This is a genomic window from Pseudomonas sp. A39 (genome assembly GCF_058145955.1).
This window is the reverse complement of record NZ_JBYVMD010000030.1, coordinates 25,198-42,828: the sequence shown is the minus strand read 5'-3', so window position 1 is coordinate 42,828 and position 17,631 is coordinate 25,198. Positions and strand designations below refer to the sequence as shown.

Here is a 17,631-nt window from a genome sequence, read left to right as displayed (position 1 = left end):
AGCGGGCGTGTTTACAAGGGGATGTGCGCCGCTGCCAGCAGCTCTTGGGTGTACGGGTGTTGCGGTGCATCGAACACCTCATGGCTGGCGCCGCGCTCCACCACCTTACCGTCCTTGACCACAATCATGTCATGGGCCATGGCCCGCACCACGGCCAGGTCATGGCTGATAAACAGGTAGGTCAGGCCGTATTTTTCCTGCAGCTCACGCAGCAATGCCACCACTTGCTTCTGCACGGTGCGGTCGAGGGCCGAGGTCGGTTCATCCAGCAGCATCAGCGCCGGCTTGAGTACCAGGGCGCGAGCGATGGCGATGCGTTGACGCTGCCCACCGGAAAATTCATGCGGGTAGCGGTGGCGACTGGCCGGGTCGAGGCCGACGTCCTTGAGCACCTGGATCACCTGCGCATCGCGGTCGGCCAGGCTGCACGGCGCGTGCACTTCCAGGCCTTCGCTGATGATCTGTTCCACGGTCATGCGCGGACTGAGGCTGCCGTAGGGGTCCTGGAACACCACCTGCATCTGCTTGCGCCAAGGGCGCATTTGCTGGTTATTCAACGGGTCGAGCGCTTCGCCTTGGAAGCGGATGCTGCCGGTGGAGTCGAGCAAACGCAGGATCGCCTGGCCCAGCGTGGACTTGCCCGAGCCGGACTCGCCGACAATCCCCAGGGTTTTGCCGCGCTGCAGGCTGAGGCTGATGCCGTCCACCGCACGCAGGTAGGTCTTGCGGCGGAACAACCCGCCGCCAAGGGGGAATTGCACGGTCAGGTCATCCACTTGCAACACCGTCTCGCGCGCATCGCTGCACAGTGCATCACCGGCCGGTTCCGCATCCAGCAGCAACTGGCTGTAAGGATGCTGCGGCGCGGTGAACAAGGTCTCACAGTCGGCCTGCTCAACGATCTCGCCGGCGCGCATGACGCACACGCGCTGGGCGATGCTGCGCACCAGGTTGAGGTCATGGCTGATCAGCAGCAGCGACATGCCCAGGCGTTGTTGCAGGGATTTGAGCAGCAGCAGGATCTTGCGCTGCACGGTCACATCCAGGGCGGTGGTGGGTTCGTCGGCGATCAACAGTTCCGGCTCGCAGGCCAGGGCCATGGCGATCATCACCCGTTGGCGTTGGCCGCCGGACAATTGATGCGGATAAGCCTTGAGGCGTTCCTGGGGTTTCTGGATGCCCACCAGCTCGAGCAATTCGAGGATGCGCGCCTGCGCCGCCTTGCCGCCCAAGCCCTTGTGCAGCAGCAGGGTTTCGCCGATCTGCTTTTCGATGCTGTGCAGCGGGTTCAGGGAGGTCATCGGCTCCTGGAAGATCATCGCAATGCGGTCACCGCGCAGTTTCTGCAACGTCGAGGCCGAGGCGCCGATCAACTCCTGGCCGCGATACGTGATGGAACCGGTGGTGTCGGTGCCCGCTTCCGGCAGCAGTTGCAGGATCGAATGGGCCGTCACCGACTTGCCCGAGCCCGACTCACCCACCAGCGCCAGGCACTCGCCGGGGCGAACGTCCAGGCTCAGGTGGCGGACCACGGTCTGGCCACTGAAAGCGACGTTGAGGTCGCGGATTTCGATCAGGTTCATAGGGGAGGCACTCATGAACGGGGGTCGAAGGCGTCACGCAACGCCTCGCCGATAAAGACCAGCAGCGACAGGATCAGCGCCAAGGTGAAAAACGCCGTGAGGCCCAGCCACGGCGCTTGCAGGTTCTGCTTGCCCTGGGCGATCAGTTCACCCAGCGACGCGCTGCCCGCCGGCATGCCAAAACCGAGGAAATCCAGGGCGCTCAAGGTGGAAATCGCCCCGGTCAGGATAAACGGCAGGTAGCTCAACGTAGCGGTCATGGCGTTGGGCAGGATATGCCGGCGAATGATCTTGCCGTCGCCCAAGCCCAGGGCTCGTGCGGCCTTGACGTATTCCAGGTTGCGCCCGCGCAGGAACTCGGCGCGCACCACGTCCACCAAGGCCAGCCAGGAAAACAGCGCCATGATCCCCAGCAACCACCAGAAATTCGGCTCCACAAAACCCGACAGGATGATCAGCAGGTACAGCACCGGCAGCCCGGACCACACCTCCAGCACGCGCTGGCCGATCAAATCCACCCAGCCGCCGTAATAGCCCTGCAATGCACCGGCGGCAATGCCGATGGCAGCGCTGATCGCGGTGAGCGCCAAGGCAAACAGAATCGACACGCGTGCGCCAAAGATCACCCGCGCCAGCACATCCCGCGACTGGTCATCGGTGCCGAGCCAGTTCACCGCCGAGGGCGGGCTGGGGGCAGGGCGGGTCAGTTCGTAGTTGGGCGTGTCGTCGCTGAACGGGATCGGTGGGAACAGCATCCAGCCGCCGTCCTGCTCTATCAGCTTTTGCACGTAGTCACTGCGGTAGTCGGCCTGGAACGGCAACTGGCCGCCGAACTGCTGCTCGGTGTAACGCTTGAACACCGGGAAATACAGCTCGTTCTTGAAACTCAGCACCAAGGGCTTGTCATTGGCGATCAACTCGCCGCCGAGGGTCAGGATAAACAGGCCGATAAACAGCCACAGCGACCACCAGCCGCGACGGTTCTTCTTGAACCGCTCGAAACGTCGACGCGCCACGGGAGACAGATTAAGCATCAGGCGTTCCTCGCGGCGAAGTCGATACGCGGGTCCACCAGGGTGTAGCAGAGGTCACCGATGAGTTTTATCAAGAGGCCGAACAACGTAAAGATAAACAGCGAACCGAACACCACCGGATAATCGCGGGACACCGCGGCTTCGTAGCTCATGCGGCCCAGGCCGTCGAGGGAGAAGATCACCTCGATCAGCAGCGAGCCGGCAAAGAACACCGCAATAAACGCCTGCGGAATGCCCGAGATCACCAGCAACATCGCGTTGCGAAACACATGCCTGTACAGCACGCGCCGTTCGCTCAAGCCCTTGGCGCGCGCCGTCACCACGTACTGGCGGGTAATTTCATTCAGAAACGAGTTTTTGGTCAGGATGGTCAGCGTGGCGAACCCGCCGATGACCAGCGAGGTGACCGGCAAGACCAGGTGCCAGAAATAGTCGGCGATCTTGCCCACGGTGCTCAGCTCTTCGAAGTTTTCCGACACCAGCCCGCGCACCGGGAACCAGTTAAGCGAGGTGCCGCCGGCAAAGACCACGATCAGGAACATCGCGAACAGGAACGCAGGCATGGCATAGCCGATCACAATCGCGGTGCTGCTCCATACGTCGAAGCTGCTGCCATGGCGCACCGCCTTGCGAATTCCCAGGGGTATCGACACCAGGTAAGTGATCAGCGTGGCCCACAGGCCGAGGGAAATGGTCACCGGCATTTTTTCCAGGATCAGGTCGATCACGGTCTTGCCGCGAAAGAAGCTGTTGCCGAAGTCCAACTGCGCATAGCTCTTGAGCATCAGCCACAGGCGTTCCGGCGCGGGCTTGTCGAAACCGTACTGTTTTTCGATGTCGGCGATCAGCTTCGGGTCCAGGCCACGGCTGGCGCGGGAGCCGCCGCTGATGCTTTCGCCGGATGAACCGCCGACGCCACCGCCGCCAATCCCTTGCAGGTGAGCGATGGCTTGTTCCACCGGACCGCCTGGGGCGGCCTGCACGATCACGAAATTCACCAACAGGATGATCACCAGCGTCGGGATGATCAGCAGCAGGCGCCGCACGATATAGGCAAACATCAGCGTGCACCTCCGCGTTTGTTCAGCTCAGCCTTCATTTGCTCGTTGGTCAGGGGCGTGGGGCTGATTTCCCACCAGGTTTCCAGGGCTTCGTCGTTTTTCGCCTCGATGGCCGGGCGGCCGAAGCGGTTCCACCACGCGGCGGACGTGCCGGGCGGGTAGTAATTGGGAATCCACAGGTAGTTCCATTGCAGCACGCGGTCCAGTGCGTGGGCGTAGGTGAGCATCTGCGCCTGGGTGTCGGCCTTGACCAGGCCCTTGATCAGGCTGTCGACGGCCGGGTCCTTGAGCACCATGTAGTTGTTGGCGCCGGGGTCAAAAGCGGCGGCCGAGCCGAAATAGTTGTAGAGCTCCATGCCCGGCGAGGTGGTGACCGGGAAGCCGGTGACGATCATGTCGTAGTCCCGTGCCATCACCCGGTTCACATATTGGGAGGCGTCGATACGGCGGATATTCAGGGTGATACCGATCTGCGCCAGGTTGCGTTTGTACGGCAGCAACAGGCGTTCGAGGCCAGATTGGGCATTAAGGAAGGTAAACTCCAGCGGCTCGCCCTCGGCGTTAACCAGCTTGTCGCCGTCCGGTTTCCAGCCGGCCTCTTCCAACAAGGCCAGTGCCTGCAGCTGTTTGTCGCGGATCATGCCGCTGCCGTCGGTAACCGGCGCCTTGAACACCTGGGTGAACACCTCGTCGGGCACTTGGCCGCGCAACGGTTCAAGAATCGCCAGTTCTTCTTGGGTCGGCGGCTGGCTGGCCGCCAACGGGCTATTGGAAAAGAAGCTTTGTTGGCGGATATACATATTGCGCATCATCTGCCGGTTGGCCCATTCGAAGTCCCACAGCATCGCGAGGGCCTGGCGCACGCGGCGGTCCTTGAAGACTGGTTTTTGCACGTTGAACACATAACCCTGGGCCGGTTGCGGCATCTCCTTGGCCAGGTGCGCGCGTTGCAGGCGACCGTCATCCAGGGCCGGGCCGTTGTAACCGATGGAATAGCCGGTGGCGGAAAATTCGCGGTTGAAATCATAGGCGCCGCCGCGCAGGACCTGGCGGGCCACTTCGGTGTCGCCGAAATATTCCAGGCTCAGGTGATCGAAGTTGTACAGACCACGGCTGACGGGCAAGTCCTTGCCCCACCAGTTCGGGTCGCGGGTAAAGGTGATGGTGCTGCCGGAGTCGATCTTGCTGACTTTGTAAGGGCCGCTGCCCAGGGGCGCTTCATAGCCGCCGCCATTGGCGAAGTCGCGGGTCTTCCACCAGTGCTCCGGGAAGACGGGCAGGGTGGCGATATCCAGGGGCAGGGTGCGATTTTCATTGCTGGAGAAATCGAAGCGTACCTGACGCTCGCCCTCGACCTCGACGTGCTTGACGTCGGCGAACAGGGTGCGAAAGCGCAGGCTGCCTTGGGTCATCAACAGGTCGAAGCTGTAGCGCACGTCTTCGGCGGTGATCGGCTTGCCGTCGGCAAAGCGTGCCTTGGGGTTGAGGAAAAAGCGCAGCGACAGGCCATCGTCGGCGCGTTCCATCTTCTCGGCGACCAGGCCGTAGACCGTGTAGGGCTCGTCGAGGGAGCGCTGGGCCAGGGGCGCGTAGAGCCAGCCGTCGACCTGGGACACGCCGATGCCTTTGTCGATATACGGCAGCACATGGTCGAAGCGCCCAATCTCGATGGCCGAGCGGCGCAGGCTGCCGCCTTTGGGGGCGTTGGGGTTGGCGTAGTCGAAATGGGTAAAACCGGCGGGGTACTTGGCCGGTTCGCCGTACACCGTCAGGTAGGGTTGGGGCGCCGCGATCACGGCGGAACTGGCCAGCAGCAGGGCCAGGGTCGAGCTCAGCATGTAGGAAAAAGCCAATCGCATTGTCAGCCTTGAACGCCGTGTGAAGAAGAAAAAGGATTTGTACGCTAACGGCATCAGCGTCGCCAGTCATCACATGCACAACGGCCCACCAAAAGGCGGGCCGTTGTTTATAGCATCAGCACAGACAGGATCAGTCCTGGCGGCTGGTGACTTCCAGCAGGTGGTAGCCGAACTGGGTTTTCACCGGGCCTTGCACGGTGTTGACCGGGGCGCTGAAGACGACGGTGTCGAATTCCTTGACCATCTGGCCTGGACCGAACGAACCCAGGTTGCCGCCGTCGCGGCTGGAAGGGCAGCTGGAGTTGGCTTTGGCGATTTCTGCGAAATCGGCGCCGCCTTCGATTTGGGCCTTGAGTTCGTTGCACTTGTCTTCAGTGGAAACGAGGATGTGACGGGCGGTGGCTTTGGCCATGGGGAGTAACTCCTTGAGTAAAAAGGGTGAGCGTACCGGATTCAGGCGGTTATTTCCTGGCAAAGTTCCGTGGGATTGGCGTACATATCCGTTTCTTCGGTAACGGCTACTCAGGGTTCTGCTCTTACAGCGGGGCACTTTTGGAAGCGCGCCAAAAACGCTTCGCCCCACTACTCGGTGCCTCGCCTAGGCTCGGCATGGCGCGGTGTAGATCAAAAGCAGAGCTGATTGATCTCCCTACATCACGTCGATACGTTTGGCTGGGCCGGTATCCCGGCTCTTTTCAAAAGTGACCCGCCGTAAGGGCGGACAGCCATCCCCCATTAACGGATAGGTACTGCGTCAATCAACGCGAGCAGCAGGCACCAAAAACGCCGCCTCCAACAACTGCCGCGTATACCCATGCTGCGGCGCAGCAAAAATCCCCGCCGCATCCCCCTGTTCCACCACCTGCCCATGCTTCACCACCATCAACTGGTGACTCAACGCCTTAACCACCGCCAAATCATGGCTGATAAACAGATAGGTCAAGTTGTACTTAGCCTGCAAACTGCGCAATAACTCGACCACCTGCCGCTGCACCGTGCGATCCAGCGCCGAGGTCGGCTCGTCCAGCAGAATCAGGCGTGGCTTGAGCACCAACGCCCGGGCAATGGCAATACGCTGCCGCTGACCGCCAGAGAACTCATGCGGGTACCGGTGCCGCGATTCCGGATCCAGCCCCACTTCCTTGAGCGCCGCAATAATCGCCGCCTCCTGCTCGGCAGGCGTACCCATCTTGTGGATGCGCAGCCCCTCGCCGACGATCTCACTGACGCACATCCGCGGGCTCAAGCTGCCAAACGGGTCCTGAAACACCACCTGCATTTCCCGACGCAACGGTCGCACCTGTTGCTGGGTGAGCCGATCCAGTTGTTGACCTTCAAAACGAATGCCGCCCTTGCTGCCGATCAACCGCAGAATTGCCAGGCCCAGGGTGGATTTGCCCGAGCCGCTTTCGCCGACGATGCCCAGGGTCTGTCCCTGGGGCAGGCTGAAGTTGATGCCGTCCACCGCCTTGACGTAATCGACGGTGGTGCGCAAAAAGCCCTTCTTGATCGGAAACCACACTTTCAGGTCATCGACTTCCAGCAACGGCGGGCCAATCACATTGGTCGCCGGGCCGCCGCTGGGTTCCGCCGCCAGCAGTTCCTGGGTGTAGGGGTGCTGGGGCGACTGGAACAGCGTCTCGCAATCGGCCTGTTCAACGATGCAGCCTTTTTGCATCACGCACACGCGATGGGCGATACGCCGTACCAGGTTCAAGTCATGGCTGATCAGCAGCAGCGCCATGCCTAGCCGTGCCTGCAGCTCCTTGAGCAATTCGAGGATTTTCAACTGCACCGTCACGTCGAGGGCCGTGGTCGGCTCATCGGCGATCAGCAGTTCGGGTTCATTGGCCAACGCCATGGCGATCATCACCCGCTGGCGCTGGCCGCCGGAGAGTTCATGGGGCAGGGCCTTGAGGCGCTTGTGCGGCTCGGGGATGCCCACCAGTTCCAGCAACTCCAGGGTGCGCTGGGTGGCGACCTTGCCGGTGAGCCCCTTGTGCAGGCCCAGTACTTCGTTGATCTGTTTCTCGATGTTGTGCAGCGGGTTCAGCGAGGTCATCGGCTCCTGGAAGATCATCGCAATGCGGTTGCCGCGAATGTGCCGGATGGTTTTTTCTTTCAGTGTCAGCAGGTCCTGCCCGGCATAGTTGATGGTGCCGGAAGGATGCCGCGCCAGCGGGTAGGGCAGCAGGCGCAGGATCGAGTGGGCGGTGACCGATTTGCCCGAACCGCTTTCGCCCACCAGCGCGATGGTTTCGCCGCGCTTGATGTCGAAGCTGACGTTGTTCACCACGCGTTGGTGATGGTCGCCGGTGACGAACTCGACGGAGAGGTCGCGGATTTCGATCAGATTGTCCTGATTCATCTCATTTCCTCGGGTCGAAGGCATCGCGAGCGGACTCGCCGATAAACACCAGCAAACTCAACATGATCGCCAGCACGGCAAAGGCACTCATGCCCAGCCACGGCGCTTGCAGGTTTGATTTGCCCTGGGCCACCAGCTCGCCCAACGACGGCGAGCCGGCCGGCAAGCCAAAGCCGAGGAAGTCCAGGGCGGTGAGGGTGCCGATGGCGCCGGTGAGGATGAACGGCATGAAGGTCATGGTCGAGACCATCGCGTTGGGCAGGATGTGGCGGAACATGATCGCGCCGTTCTGCATGCCCAAGGCCCTGGCCGCGCGCACGTATTCGAGGTTGCGCCCGCGCAGGAACTCGGCGCGCACCACGTCCACCAGGCTCATCCAGGAAAACAGCAGCATGATCCCCAGCAGCCACCAGAAGTTGGGCTGCACGAAACTGGCGAGGATGATCAACAGGTACAGCACCGGCAACCCGGACCAGATTTCCAGGAAGCGCTGCCCGGCCAGGTCGACCCAGCCGCCATAGAAGCCCTGCAAGGCCCCGGCGATCACGCCGATGATCGAGCTGAGCACCGTGAGGGTCAGGGCAAACAGCACCGACACGCGGAACCCGTAGATCACCCGCGCCAACACATCGCGGCCCTGGTCATCGGTGCCCAGCAAGTTCACCGAAGAGGGCGGTGCCGGTGCGGGCACCTTGAGGTCGTAGTTGATGCTCTGGTAGCTGAACGGGATCGGTGCCCACAACGTCCAGGCGTCCTTGGCCTTGAGCAGTTCCTGGATATACGGGCTCTTGTAGTTGGCCTCCAGCGGGAATTCACCGCCAAAGGTGGTCTCCGGGTAGCGCTTGAGCGCCGGGAAATACCAGCCGCCGTCGTAGTGCACGGCCAGCGGCTTGTCGTTGGCGATCAGCTCGGCGCCCAGGCTCAGCACGAACAGGATCAGGAACAGCCACAGCGACCACCAGCCGCGCTTGTTGGCCTTGAACCGCTCGAACCGGCGGCGATTGAGGGGGGACAGATTCATCTCAATGCTCCCGGCTGGCAAAGTCGATTCGCGGATCGACCAGGGTGTAGGTGAGGTCGCCGATCAGTTTCACGATCAACCCCAGCAGGGTGAAGATGAACAGCGTGCCGAACACCACCGGGTAGTCGCGGTTGATCGCCGCTTCAAAGCTCATCAGGCCCAGGCCGTCGAGGGAGAAAATCACCTCCACCAGCAATGAACCGGTGAAGAAGATGCCGATGAACGCCGAGGGGAAACCGGCGATCACCAGCAGCATGGCGTTGCGGAACACATGGCCGTACAGCACACGGTGGTTGGTCAGGCCCTTGGCTTTGGCGGTGATCACGTACTGCTTGTTGATCTCGTCGAGAAAGCTGTTCTTGGTCAGCAGGGTCATGGTGGCGAAGTTGCCGATCACCAGCGCGGTAATCGGCAGCGCCAGGTGCCAGAAGTAATCGAGGACCTTGCCGCCCCAGCTCAACTCGTCGAAGTTGTTCGACGTCAGCCCGCGCAAGGGGAACCAGTCGAAATAACTGCCGCCGGCAAACACCACGATCAGCAGGATCGCAAACAGGAACGCCGGGATCGCATAACCGACGATGATTGCCGAACTGGTCCACACGTCGAAATGGCTGCCATGTCGGGTGGCCTTGGCGATCCCCAGGGGGATCGACACCAGGTACATGATCAGCGTGCTCCATAACCCGAGGGAGATGGACACCGGCATCTTTTCCTTGATCAGGTCGATGACCTTGGCGTCACGGAAGAAGCTGTCGCCAAAATCCAGCTGGGCGTAGTTCTTGACCATGATCCACAGGCGTTCCGGCGCCGATTTGTCGAAACCGTACATCTTTTCGATTTCCTTGATCAGCGTCGGGTCCAGGCCCTGGGCGCCACGGTAACTGCTGGAACCGGCCACCGACACTTCGGCCCCGCCGCCGGCAATGCGGCTGGTGGCGCCCTCAAAGCCTTCGAGCTTGGCGATCATCTGCTCCACGGGGCCACCGGGGGCGGCCTGGATGATGACGAAGTTGATCAGCAGGATCCCGAACAGCGTCGGGATGATCAGCAACAGGCGGCGAAAGATATAGGCCAGCATTTAATCGCCTCCGCTCGCCGGATCGGCGTTGGTACTTGTGTCTAAAGGAATAGCCGGTTTGACGTTGGGTTTGGCCCACCAAGTCGCGGTGCCGACGTCGTAGCGCGGCGGGACCTTGGGGTGCCCGAGGTGATTCCAATACGCCACGCGGTAGGTCTTGATGTGCCAATTGGGGATCACGTAGTAGCCAAATTGCAGTACGCGATCCAGCGCCTTGGCGTGGGCCACCAGGCTTTTTCGCGAGTGTGCATCGATCAGTTCTTCTACCAGCTGGTCGACGGCTGGATCCTTGAGCCCCATGTAATTGCGGCTGCCCGGCTTGTCGGCGCTGGAGGATTTCCAGAATTCCCGTTGTTCATTGCCCGGTGAGGTGGACTGGGGGAAGCTGCCCACCAGCATGTCGAAATCCCGCGAGCGGATCCGGTTGACGAATTGCGAGACGTCCACTCGCCGGATCACCAGGTCGATGCCCAGGTCGGCCAGGTTGCGCTTGAACGGCAACAGGATGCGTTCGAACTCAGTCTGGGCCAGCAGGAATTCGATTTTCACCGGCTTGCCGGTGGTGTCGACCATCTTGTCATCGACGATCCGCCAGCCGGCGTCCTGCAGCAACTGGTACGCCTCGCGCTGTTGGTTGCGGATCATGCCGCTGCCATCGGTCTTGGAGGGTTCGAAGGCCTGGGTGAAGACTTCGGGCGGGATCTTGTCGCGCAGCGGTTCGAGAATCGCCAGCTCGTCCGGGCCGGGCAGGCCGGTGGCGGCCATTTCCGAGTTTTCGAAATAACTGCGGGTGCGGGTATAGGCCCCGTTGAACAGCTGCTTGTTGCTCCACTCGAAATCCAGCAACAGGCTGATGGCCTTGCGCACGCGCACGTCTTGGAACATCGGCTTGCGCGTATTGAACACAAAGCCCTGCATCCCGGTGGGGTTGCCGTTGGGGATTTCTTCCTTGATCAAGCGGCCCTCAGTCACTGCCGGGATGTTGTAGGCATTGGCCCAGTTTTTCGCGCTGAATTCCAGCCAGTAATCGAACTGCCCGGCCTTCAGCGCCTCCAGCGACACGGTGCTGTCGCGGTAGTAGTCGGTGATGCGGTTATCGAAATTGTAGAAACCTTGGGTGACTGGCAGGTCCTTGGCCCAGTAATCCTTGACTCGCTCATAGCGGATCATGCGCCCGGCCTTGACCTCGGCCACCTTGTACGGCCCGCTGCCCAGCGGCACTTCCAGGTTGCCCTTGGCGAAGTCGCGGGTCGCCCACCAATGTTTGGGCAGTACCGGCAGTTGCCCGAGGATCAGCGGCAATTCGCGGTTATTGGTGCGCTTGAACTTGAACAGCACCTTCAGCGGGTCTTCGGCGATCACTTCGTCGACGTCGGCGTAATACGTGCGATAGATCGGCGAGCCTTCCTTGATCAGTTCCTGGAAGGTGAACACCACGTCTTCGGCACGGATCGGGTGGCCATCATGGAAGCGTGCTTCGGGGCGCAGGTAGAACCGCACCCAGCTGTTGTCCGGGGCTTTTTCGATCTTGCCGGCGACCAGGCCGTATTCGGTGATGGGCTCGTCCAGGCTTTGCATGGCCAGGGTGTCGTAGATCAGGCTCAGGTTATCGGCCGGCACACCTTTGCTGATGTAGGGGTTGAGGCTGTCGAAGCCGCCCATGGCCGACTCGCGGAACGTGCCGCCCTTGGGGGCGTCCGGGTTGACGTAGTCGAAGTGCTTGAAGTCGGCGGGGTATTTCGGCGGTTCGTTGTACAGCGTCAACGCATGTTGCGGGGCGGCTTGGGCCACGGTGCACAGCAGCAGGCTGCCGAGCAGGGCAGTACGCAAATACATCATTGGGCTTTCTCCGAAGCTTTCAGCCACCACGCGCTCAGGCCCAGGCTGTAGGGCGGCGTGGTGACAAAGGCGAACCGGTTGCGGTACGCCAAGCGATGATAGTTGAGGTACCAGTTGGGAATGCTGTAGTGCTGCCACAGCAGCACGCGGTCCAGGGCACGGCCGGCGGCCAGTTGCTCCTCGCGGGTCTTGGCGGCCAGCAGTTGTTCCAGCAGGTGATCGACAATCGGGTTGGCGATGCCTGCGTAGTTCTTGCTGCCCTTGATCGCGGCCTGGCTGGAGTGGAAGTACTGCCACTGCTCAAGGCCGGGGCTCAAGGTCTGGTTGAGGGTGATCAGGATCATGTCGAAGTCGAATTGATCCAGGCGCTGCTTGTACTGGGCGCGGTCGACGGTCCGCAGGCGTGCGTCGATGCCGATGCTGATCAGGTTCTCGACGTAGGGCTGCAGGATGCGCTCCAGGTTCGGGTTGACCAGCAGGATCTCGAAGCGCAGGGGTTGGCCGTCCTTGTTCAGCAGCCGTTGGCCTGACAGTTTCCAACCGGCCTCGCCGAGCAACGCCAGGGCGTGGCGCAGGGTCTCGCGGGGGATGCCGCGGCCGTCGGTCTGGGGCAGGCTGAACGGCTGGGTAAACAGGTTGGCCGGCAACTGCTCGCGGTACGGCGAGAGCATCAGCCATTCATGCCCGGTGGGCACGCCGGTCGCGGCGAACTCGCTGTTGGGGTAGTAGCTCAAGGTGCGTTTATAGGCGCTGCTGAACAGGGTGCGGTTGGTCCATTCGAAGTCGAACATCAGCCCCAGGGCTTCGCGCACCTTGGTCTGGCTGAAGGTCGGCCTCCGGGTGTTCATGAACAGGCCTTGGCTTTGGGTCGGGATCTGGTGGGCGATCTGCGCCTTGATCACATCACCCCGGTTCACTGCCGGGAAGGTGTAGCCGTTGGCCCAGTTCTTGGCCTGGTGCTCGATATAGATATCGAACTCGCCGGCCTTGAAGGCTTCGAAGGCCACGTCGCTGTCTCGGTAGAACTCCACTTCGACCTTGTCGTAGTTATAGAAACCCTGGTTGACCGGCAGGTCCTTGCCCCAGTAGTCCTTGACCCGTTCGAACACCAGTTGCCGCCCCGGGCTAACCTTGGTGATACGGTATGGCCCGCTGCCCAGCGGCGGTTCGAAGGTGGTGGCCTTGAAGTCGCGGTTCTTCCAATAGTGCTGGGGCAATACCGGCAACTCGCCCAGGCGCAGGATCAGCAACGGGTTGCCGGCGCGCTTGAACACAAAGCGGATGCGGTGACGGTTGAGGATATCCACCCGTGCCACTTCCTGCAGGTTGGTGCGGTATTGCGGGTGGCCTTCGGTCAGCAGCGTGCGATAGGAAAACGCCACATCGTAGGCGGTGATTGGCTTGCCATCGTGGAAGCGCGCCTGGGGGCGCAGGTTGAACACCACCCAACTGCGGTCCTCGCTGTACTCTACCGACTGCGCGATCAGCCCATAACTGGAGGTGGGTTCATCGCCGGACGGCGCATAAAGGCCGGTGCCGACCATCAATGGCTCATTCAGCTCATTCACGCCGTATTGCAGGAAATTGGGCGTGGAAACCGGGCTTGAGCCCTTGAAGGTATAGGGGTTGAGGGTATCGAAGGTGCCAAATGCCATGACCCGCAATGTCCCGCCTTTCGGCGCTGCAGGGTTTACCCAATCGAAGTGGGTGAATTTGGCCGGGTACTTGAGGCTGCCGAACTGCGTATAACCGTGGCTCTCGGTAATCGTCGCGTTCGCACCAAAGCTCAAGGCCAGACTTATTAGTAGAAGGAGGGGACGCTTCAAGTCAGAGATCCGATCCAGGCGGCTTGGGCTTTATGATCGGTACAGTAACAGCTTGTTCCGGTTGGAAAAAGCATCTTGAAATCGGCGATAAACCTATGTGGGACCGGGCTTGTTGTGGTGAGCGGGCTTGCCCCGCGCTGGGCTGCGGAGCAGCCCTGGAACCAGGCGGTGAGTTTTGTCTGGAGGAATGCGTGTAGCCATTGGGGCTGCTTCGCAGCCCAGCGCGGGGCAAGCCCGCTCACCACAGAAGCCCACTCAACACAGCAAGCCTGTTCACCATACAAGCCTGTTCACACAAACAGGCTGGTTTGTCAGTTAGCGTGGCCCGGAAACCACCAGCATCTGCCCTGGCTTAAGCGCCTGGCCTGTGCGCGGGTTCCAGCGCTTGAGATGTTGCATCTCAACGTTGAAGCGCTTGGCGACGATGTACAGCGAGTCGCCTTTCTTGACTTTGTACTGCACTGGCTTCTTGCTGTCGGCCTTGGCCACCAGCTTGCGCGTGTCCTGCATTACCAGCGTCTGGCCGACCTTGAGGGCCTGGCCGTTGAGCTTGTTCCAGCGTTGCAGGTCATGCACGTCGACCTTGTTGGCCTTGGCGATGAGCGTGAGGTTGTCGCCACTGCGCACTTTGTAGCTGCGGCTGCGGCCGGCCACCCGGGCGGTCTCGACTTCGTCGAACACCTGCTTTTTCGGACGCATCGCCAGTAATTCTTCCGGCTTCATCGTCGACAGGGTGCTGGTGAGCAGTTGCGCCTTGGAGCTGGGCACCAGCAAATGCTGGGGACCGTCCAGGGTGGTGCGTTGTTTCAGGGCAGGGTTGAGCTGGAACAGTTCGTCTTCGTCGATCTCGGCCAGCGCGGCAACCCGTGACAGGTCCATGCTCTGCTTGACTTCAACCACTTCGAAGTACGGCGTGTTGGCGATCGGGTTCAGGTTGACGCCATAGGCCTCGGGCGCCAGCACCACCTGGGACAGTGCCAGGAACTTGGGCACGTAGTCCTTGGTTTCCTGGGGCAGGGGCAGGTTCCAGTAGTCGGTCGGCAGGCCGAGCTTCTCGTTGCGCTCGATTGCCCGGCTCACCGTGCCTTCGCCGGCGTTGTAGGCGGCCAGGGCCAACAGCCAGTCGCCGTTGAACATGTCGTGCAGGCGGGTCAGGTAGTCGAGGGCGGCGGTGGTGGAGGCGGTGATGTCGCGGCGGCCGTCGTAGGCGCGGGTCTGGCGCAGGTTGAAGTAGCGCCCGGTGGATGGGATGAACTGCCACAGGCCGACCGCATCGCTGCGCGAATAGGCCATCGGGTTGTAGGCACTTTCAATCACCGGCAGCAGCGCCAGCTCCAGGGGCATGTTGCGTTCTTCAAGGCGTTCGACGATGTAGTGAATGTAGAGGCTGCCGCGTTCTCCGGCGTTCTCCAGAAAGGAAGGGTTGCTGGCGAACCACAGGCGCTGTTGCTCGATGCGCGGGTTGACGCCTAGGCCTTCCTGCAATTGAAAGCCCCGTCGCATGCGTTCCCAGACGTCCTGGGGCACTTCGGGTGCAGGCTTCTCTGACAGCCAGATGACGGGTTTCTGTTTGATCTTGGCGCTAAGGTTCGGCTTGGGTTGCACGGTGGATTGTGCGGTGAAATTGCTTGATTGGCAGCCCGCCAGCGTGGCGGACACAGCCACCGCCACAGCTTGAGCCAGGCGGGTCAATGCGTCTGAATGGTTGGATTTACGAATAGATGACGACATTGGCTGGAAGTAAGTTCCGGGCAAAAATGTCGGGCGATTCTAGAAACCCGTTCGGTTCCGGTCAACCATTCAGAAATTACGTATCAGATTGCTTCTGGTTAGAACTTATCTTTCCACGCCCTCAAGCTAGCAAACACCTCGGCCCCAGAGCGGTTGTCGCGGCCATTCCGTTCGTCCGCTTTTTGTTTAACGGATGTTTCAGAGGTACGTAGGAAAGGGTTGGTCAGCCGCTCCAGGGCTAGGTTGGAAGGCAATGTGATCTCGCCACGGGCGCGCAGTTGGCGGACGCTTTCCACTCGTTCGGCGATATCGGCGTTATCCGGTTCCACCGCTTGGGCGAACTTGAGGTTACTTTGTGTGTATTCGTGGGTGCAGTACACCCGGGTGTCGGCGGGCAGGGCGGCCAACCGTTCAAGGGAGGTGTACATCTGTTCCGGCGTGCCTTCGAACAGGCGCCCGCAGCCGGCGGCGAACAGGGTGTCGCCGCACAGCAGCACACCGCTGTGATAAAAGGCGATATGGCCCAGGGTGTGGCCGGGCACTGTATAAATGTCGAAGTCCCAGCCGAGTACCGTGATGCGGTCGTTATCGTTCAAGGCCACGTCCCGTGCGGGGATCTTCTCGTTGGCCGGGCCGTAGACCTTGGCGTTGGTAGCACCTTTGAGCTGTTCGACGCCGCCGACATGATCATGGTGATGGTGGGTGACCAGGATGTCGCTGAGGGCCCAGCCTGGGTTCTGTTCGAGCCAGTCCAGGACCGGGGCGGCATCGCCGGGGTCGACCACGGCGCAGCGTTGGGTGTGCGGGTCCTGTAACAACCAGATGTAGTTATCGGTGAAGGCGGGCAGGGCACTGATCTGTATCATTCTTCGATTCGCCAAGCTGAACACATTGGTGCATCTTAGAACGTCTAGGCGAGTTGGAGAATGCAATGACTGATAAAGCGTTCGCCCAGGCCGATCCTGAGTGGCTGGCCCTGATCAGCGCCGCCCGCGAATGGCTGTCCGGTCCCATCGGGCAATTTCTGCTGGACGAAGAACGGCGCATGCTCGAAGACGAGCTGGGCCGGTTCTTTGGTGGCTATCTGGTGCATTACGGCCCTTCGGCCGAAACGCCGCCGTGTGCGCCCCAAGTGCAGCGCAATGTGCGCTTGGGGGCGCCGTTGCCGGGGGTGGAGATCGTCTGCGAAGAACAGGCGTGGCCCTTGAGCGAGCACGCCGCCGACGTGGTGGTGTTGCAGCATGGCCTGGATTTCTGCCTGTCACCCCATGGCTTGCTGCGCGAAGCGGCGAGCAGCGTACGGCCGGGTGGCCATTTGCTGATTGTGGGGATCAACCCCTGGAGCAGCTGGGGCCTGCGCCATGCGTTCGCCCACGATGGCCTGCGCCAGGCGCGTTGCATCTCGCCGCAGCGGGTGGGCGACTGGCTTAACCTGCTGGGCTTCGCGCTGGAGAAACGCCGCTTCGGGTGCTATCGTCCGCCGCTTGCGTCGACCAAGTGGCAAGGCCGCCTGGCCGGTTGGGAGCGCCGCGCAGGTGCCTGGCAGTTGGCGGGTGGCGGCTTCTATCTGCTGGTGGCGCGCAAGATCGTGGTTGGGCTGCGGCCGGTGCAGCAGGTGCGCCGTGAGCCGATGGGCAAACTGGTGCCGATGCCGATGGCCAAGGTCAACCGCAAGCAAAGCGATGCGCAACCCTCTTCTTGAATGAATACCGAGTAACCGATGACCGATAGCGTAGAACTCTTCACCGATGGCGCCTGCAAAGGCAACCCGGGCCCTGGCGGCTGGGGCGCGTTGCTGGTGTGCAAGGGCGTGGAGAAAGAGTTGTGGGGCGGTGAAGCCAACACCACCAACAACCGCATGGAACTGATGGGCGCCATTCGTGGCCTGGAAGAACTCAAGCGCCGCTGCAACGTGCTGCTGGTGACCGACTCGCAATACGTGATGAAGGGCATCAACGAGTGGATGGTCAACTGGAAGAAGCGTGGCTGGAAGACTGCGGCCAAGGAACCGGTGAAAAATGCCGACCTGTGGCAGCTGCTGGACGAGCAATGCAATCGCCATGACATCACCTGGAAATGGGTGCGCGGTCACATCGGCCACCCTGGCAACGAGCGCGCGGACCAGCTGGCCAACCGGGGCGTGGACGAAGTGCGCGGCTACAAGCAGAGCTGATGGCGACTCACATGTTAAGATCACGCCCGTTGACGCACACCACACTGCACACCACACC

Annotated in this window: 14 protein-coding genes; 2 read left to right on the top strand and 12 right to left on the bottom strand. The window is 61.4% G+C overall.

Annotation, left to right across the window (positions count from 1 at the left end; translation table 11 throughout):
* Nucleotides 1-11: 11 nt before the first annotated feature.
* The 12 genes from AC3ZU9_RS21170 to gloB form a co-directional block, all read right to left on the bottom strand.
* Nucleotides 12-1,583, bottom strand: coding sequence for an ABC transporter ATP-binding protein (locus AC3ZU9_RS21170; RefSeq protein ID WP_490091280.1), 1,572 nt, complete (start codon nt 1,581-1,583; stop codon nt 12-14).
* An 11-nt stretch (nt 1,584-1,594) separates the two neighbouring features.
* Nucleotides 1,595-2,617, bottom strand: coding sequence for an ABC transporter permease (locus AC3ZU9_RS21165; protein WP_012723831.1), 1,023 nt, complete (start codon nt 2,615-2,617; stop codon nt 1,595-1,597).
* Nucleotides 2,617-3,678, bottom strand: a complete 1,062-nt coding sequence (locus AC3ZU9_RS21160) for a microcin C ABC transporter permease YejB (RefSeq protein ID WP_490091267.1) — start codon at nt 3,676-3,678, stop codon at nt 2,617-2,619. The genes AC3ZU9_RS21165 and AC3ZU9_RS21160 overlap by 1 nt, the downstream gene beginning before the upstream one ends.
* Complete coding sequence (locus tag AC3ZU9_RS21155; protein ID WP_012723833.1) at nt 3,678-5,537, bottom strand: extracellular solute-binding protein; 1,860 nt, start codon at nt 5,535-5,537, stop codon at nt 3,678-3,680. The genes AC3ZU9_RS21160 and AC3ZU9_RS21155 overlap by 1 nt, the downstream gene beginning before the upstream one ends.
* A gap of 130 nt (nt 5,538-5,667) precedes the next feature.
* A complete protein-coding gene (locus tag AC3ZU9_RS21150; RefSeq protein WP_010210937.1) occupies nt 5,668-5,949 on the bottom strand; it encodes a peptidylprolyl isomerase in 282 nt (93 codons plus the stop codon).
* Nucleotides 5,950-6,291: 342 nt separating this feature from the next.
* Nucleotides 6,292-7,905 (bottom strand): ABC transporter ATP-binding protein, encoded by a 1,614-nt coding sequence (locus AC3ZU9_RS21145; protein ID WP_012723834.1) that lies wholly within the window; start codon nt 7,903-7,905, stop codon nt 6,292-6,294.
* Between the two features lies 1 nt (nt 7,906).
* Nucleotides 7,907-8,926 carry an ABC transporter permease gene (locus tag AC3ZU9_RS21140; protein ID WP_012723835.1) on the bottom strand — a complete coding sequence of 340 codons (1,020 nt, stop codon included), beginning with the start codon at nt 8,924-8,926 and terminating at the stop codon, nt 7,907-7,909.
* 1 nt (nt 8,927) lies between these two features.
* Nucleotides 8,928-10,004, bottom strand: coding sequence for a microcin C ABC transporter permease YejB (locus tag AC3ZU9_RS21135; RefSeq protein WP_012723836.1), 1,077 nt, complete (start codon nt 10,002-10,004; stop codon nt 8,928-8,930).
* Nucleotides 10,005-11,843 carry an extracellular solute-binding protein gene (locus AC3ZU9_RS21130; protein WP_489096348.1) on the bottom strand — a complete coding sequence of 613 codons (1,839 nt, stop codon included), beginning with the start codon at nt 11,841-11,843 and terminating at the stop codon, nt 10,005-10,007.
* Nucleotides 11,840-13,669, bottom strand: a complete 1,830-nt coding sequence (locus tag AC3ZU9_RS21125; RefSeq protein ID WP_102060307.1) for an extracellular solute-binding protein — start codon at nt 13,667-13,669, stop codon at nt 11,840-11,842. Before AC3ZU9_RS21125 ends, AC3ZU9_RS21130 begins: the two co-directional genes overlap by 4 nt.
* 315 nt (nt 13,670-13,984) lie before the next feature.
* On the bottom strand, nt 13,985-15,400 hold the full coding sequence (locus AC3ZU9_RS21120) for a lytic transglycosylase domain-containing protein (RefSeq protein WP_046034069.1): 1,416 nt from the start codon (nt 15,398-15,400) through the stop codon (nt 13,985-13,987).
* 98 nt (nt 15,401-15,498) lie between these two features.
* Nucleotides 15,499-16,266 (bottom strand): hydroxyacylglutathione hydrolase, encoded by a 768-nt coding sequence (gene gloB, locus AC3ZU9_RS21115; protein WP_122810667.1) that lies wholly within the window; start codon nt 16,264-16,266, stop codon nt 15,499-15,501.
* 65 nt (nt 16,267-16,331) lie between these two features.
* On the opposite strand from gloB, the gene AC3ZU9_RS21110 reads away from it, so the two are divergent.
* Both AC3ZU9_RS21110 and rnhA read left to right on the top strand, forming a co-directional pair.
* Nucleotides 16,332-17,102: a class I SAM-dependent methyltransferase gene (locus AC3ZU9_RS21110; RefSeq protein ID WP_043205244.1), complete on the top strand. Its 771-nt coding sequence runs from the start codon at nt 16,332-16,334 to the stop codon at nt 17,100-17,102.
* An 18-nt stretch (nt 17,103-17,120) separates the two neighbouring features.
* Nucleotides 17,121-17,573, top strand: a complete 453-nt coding sequence (rnhA, locus tag AC3ZU9_RS21105; protein WP_003173571.1) for a ribonuclease HI — start codon at nt 17,121-17,123, stop codon at nt 17,571-17,573.
* The last annotated feature ends 58 nt before the right edge of the window (nt 17,574-17,631 follow it).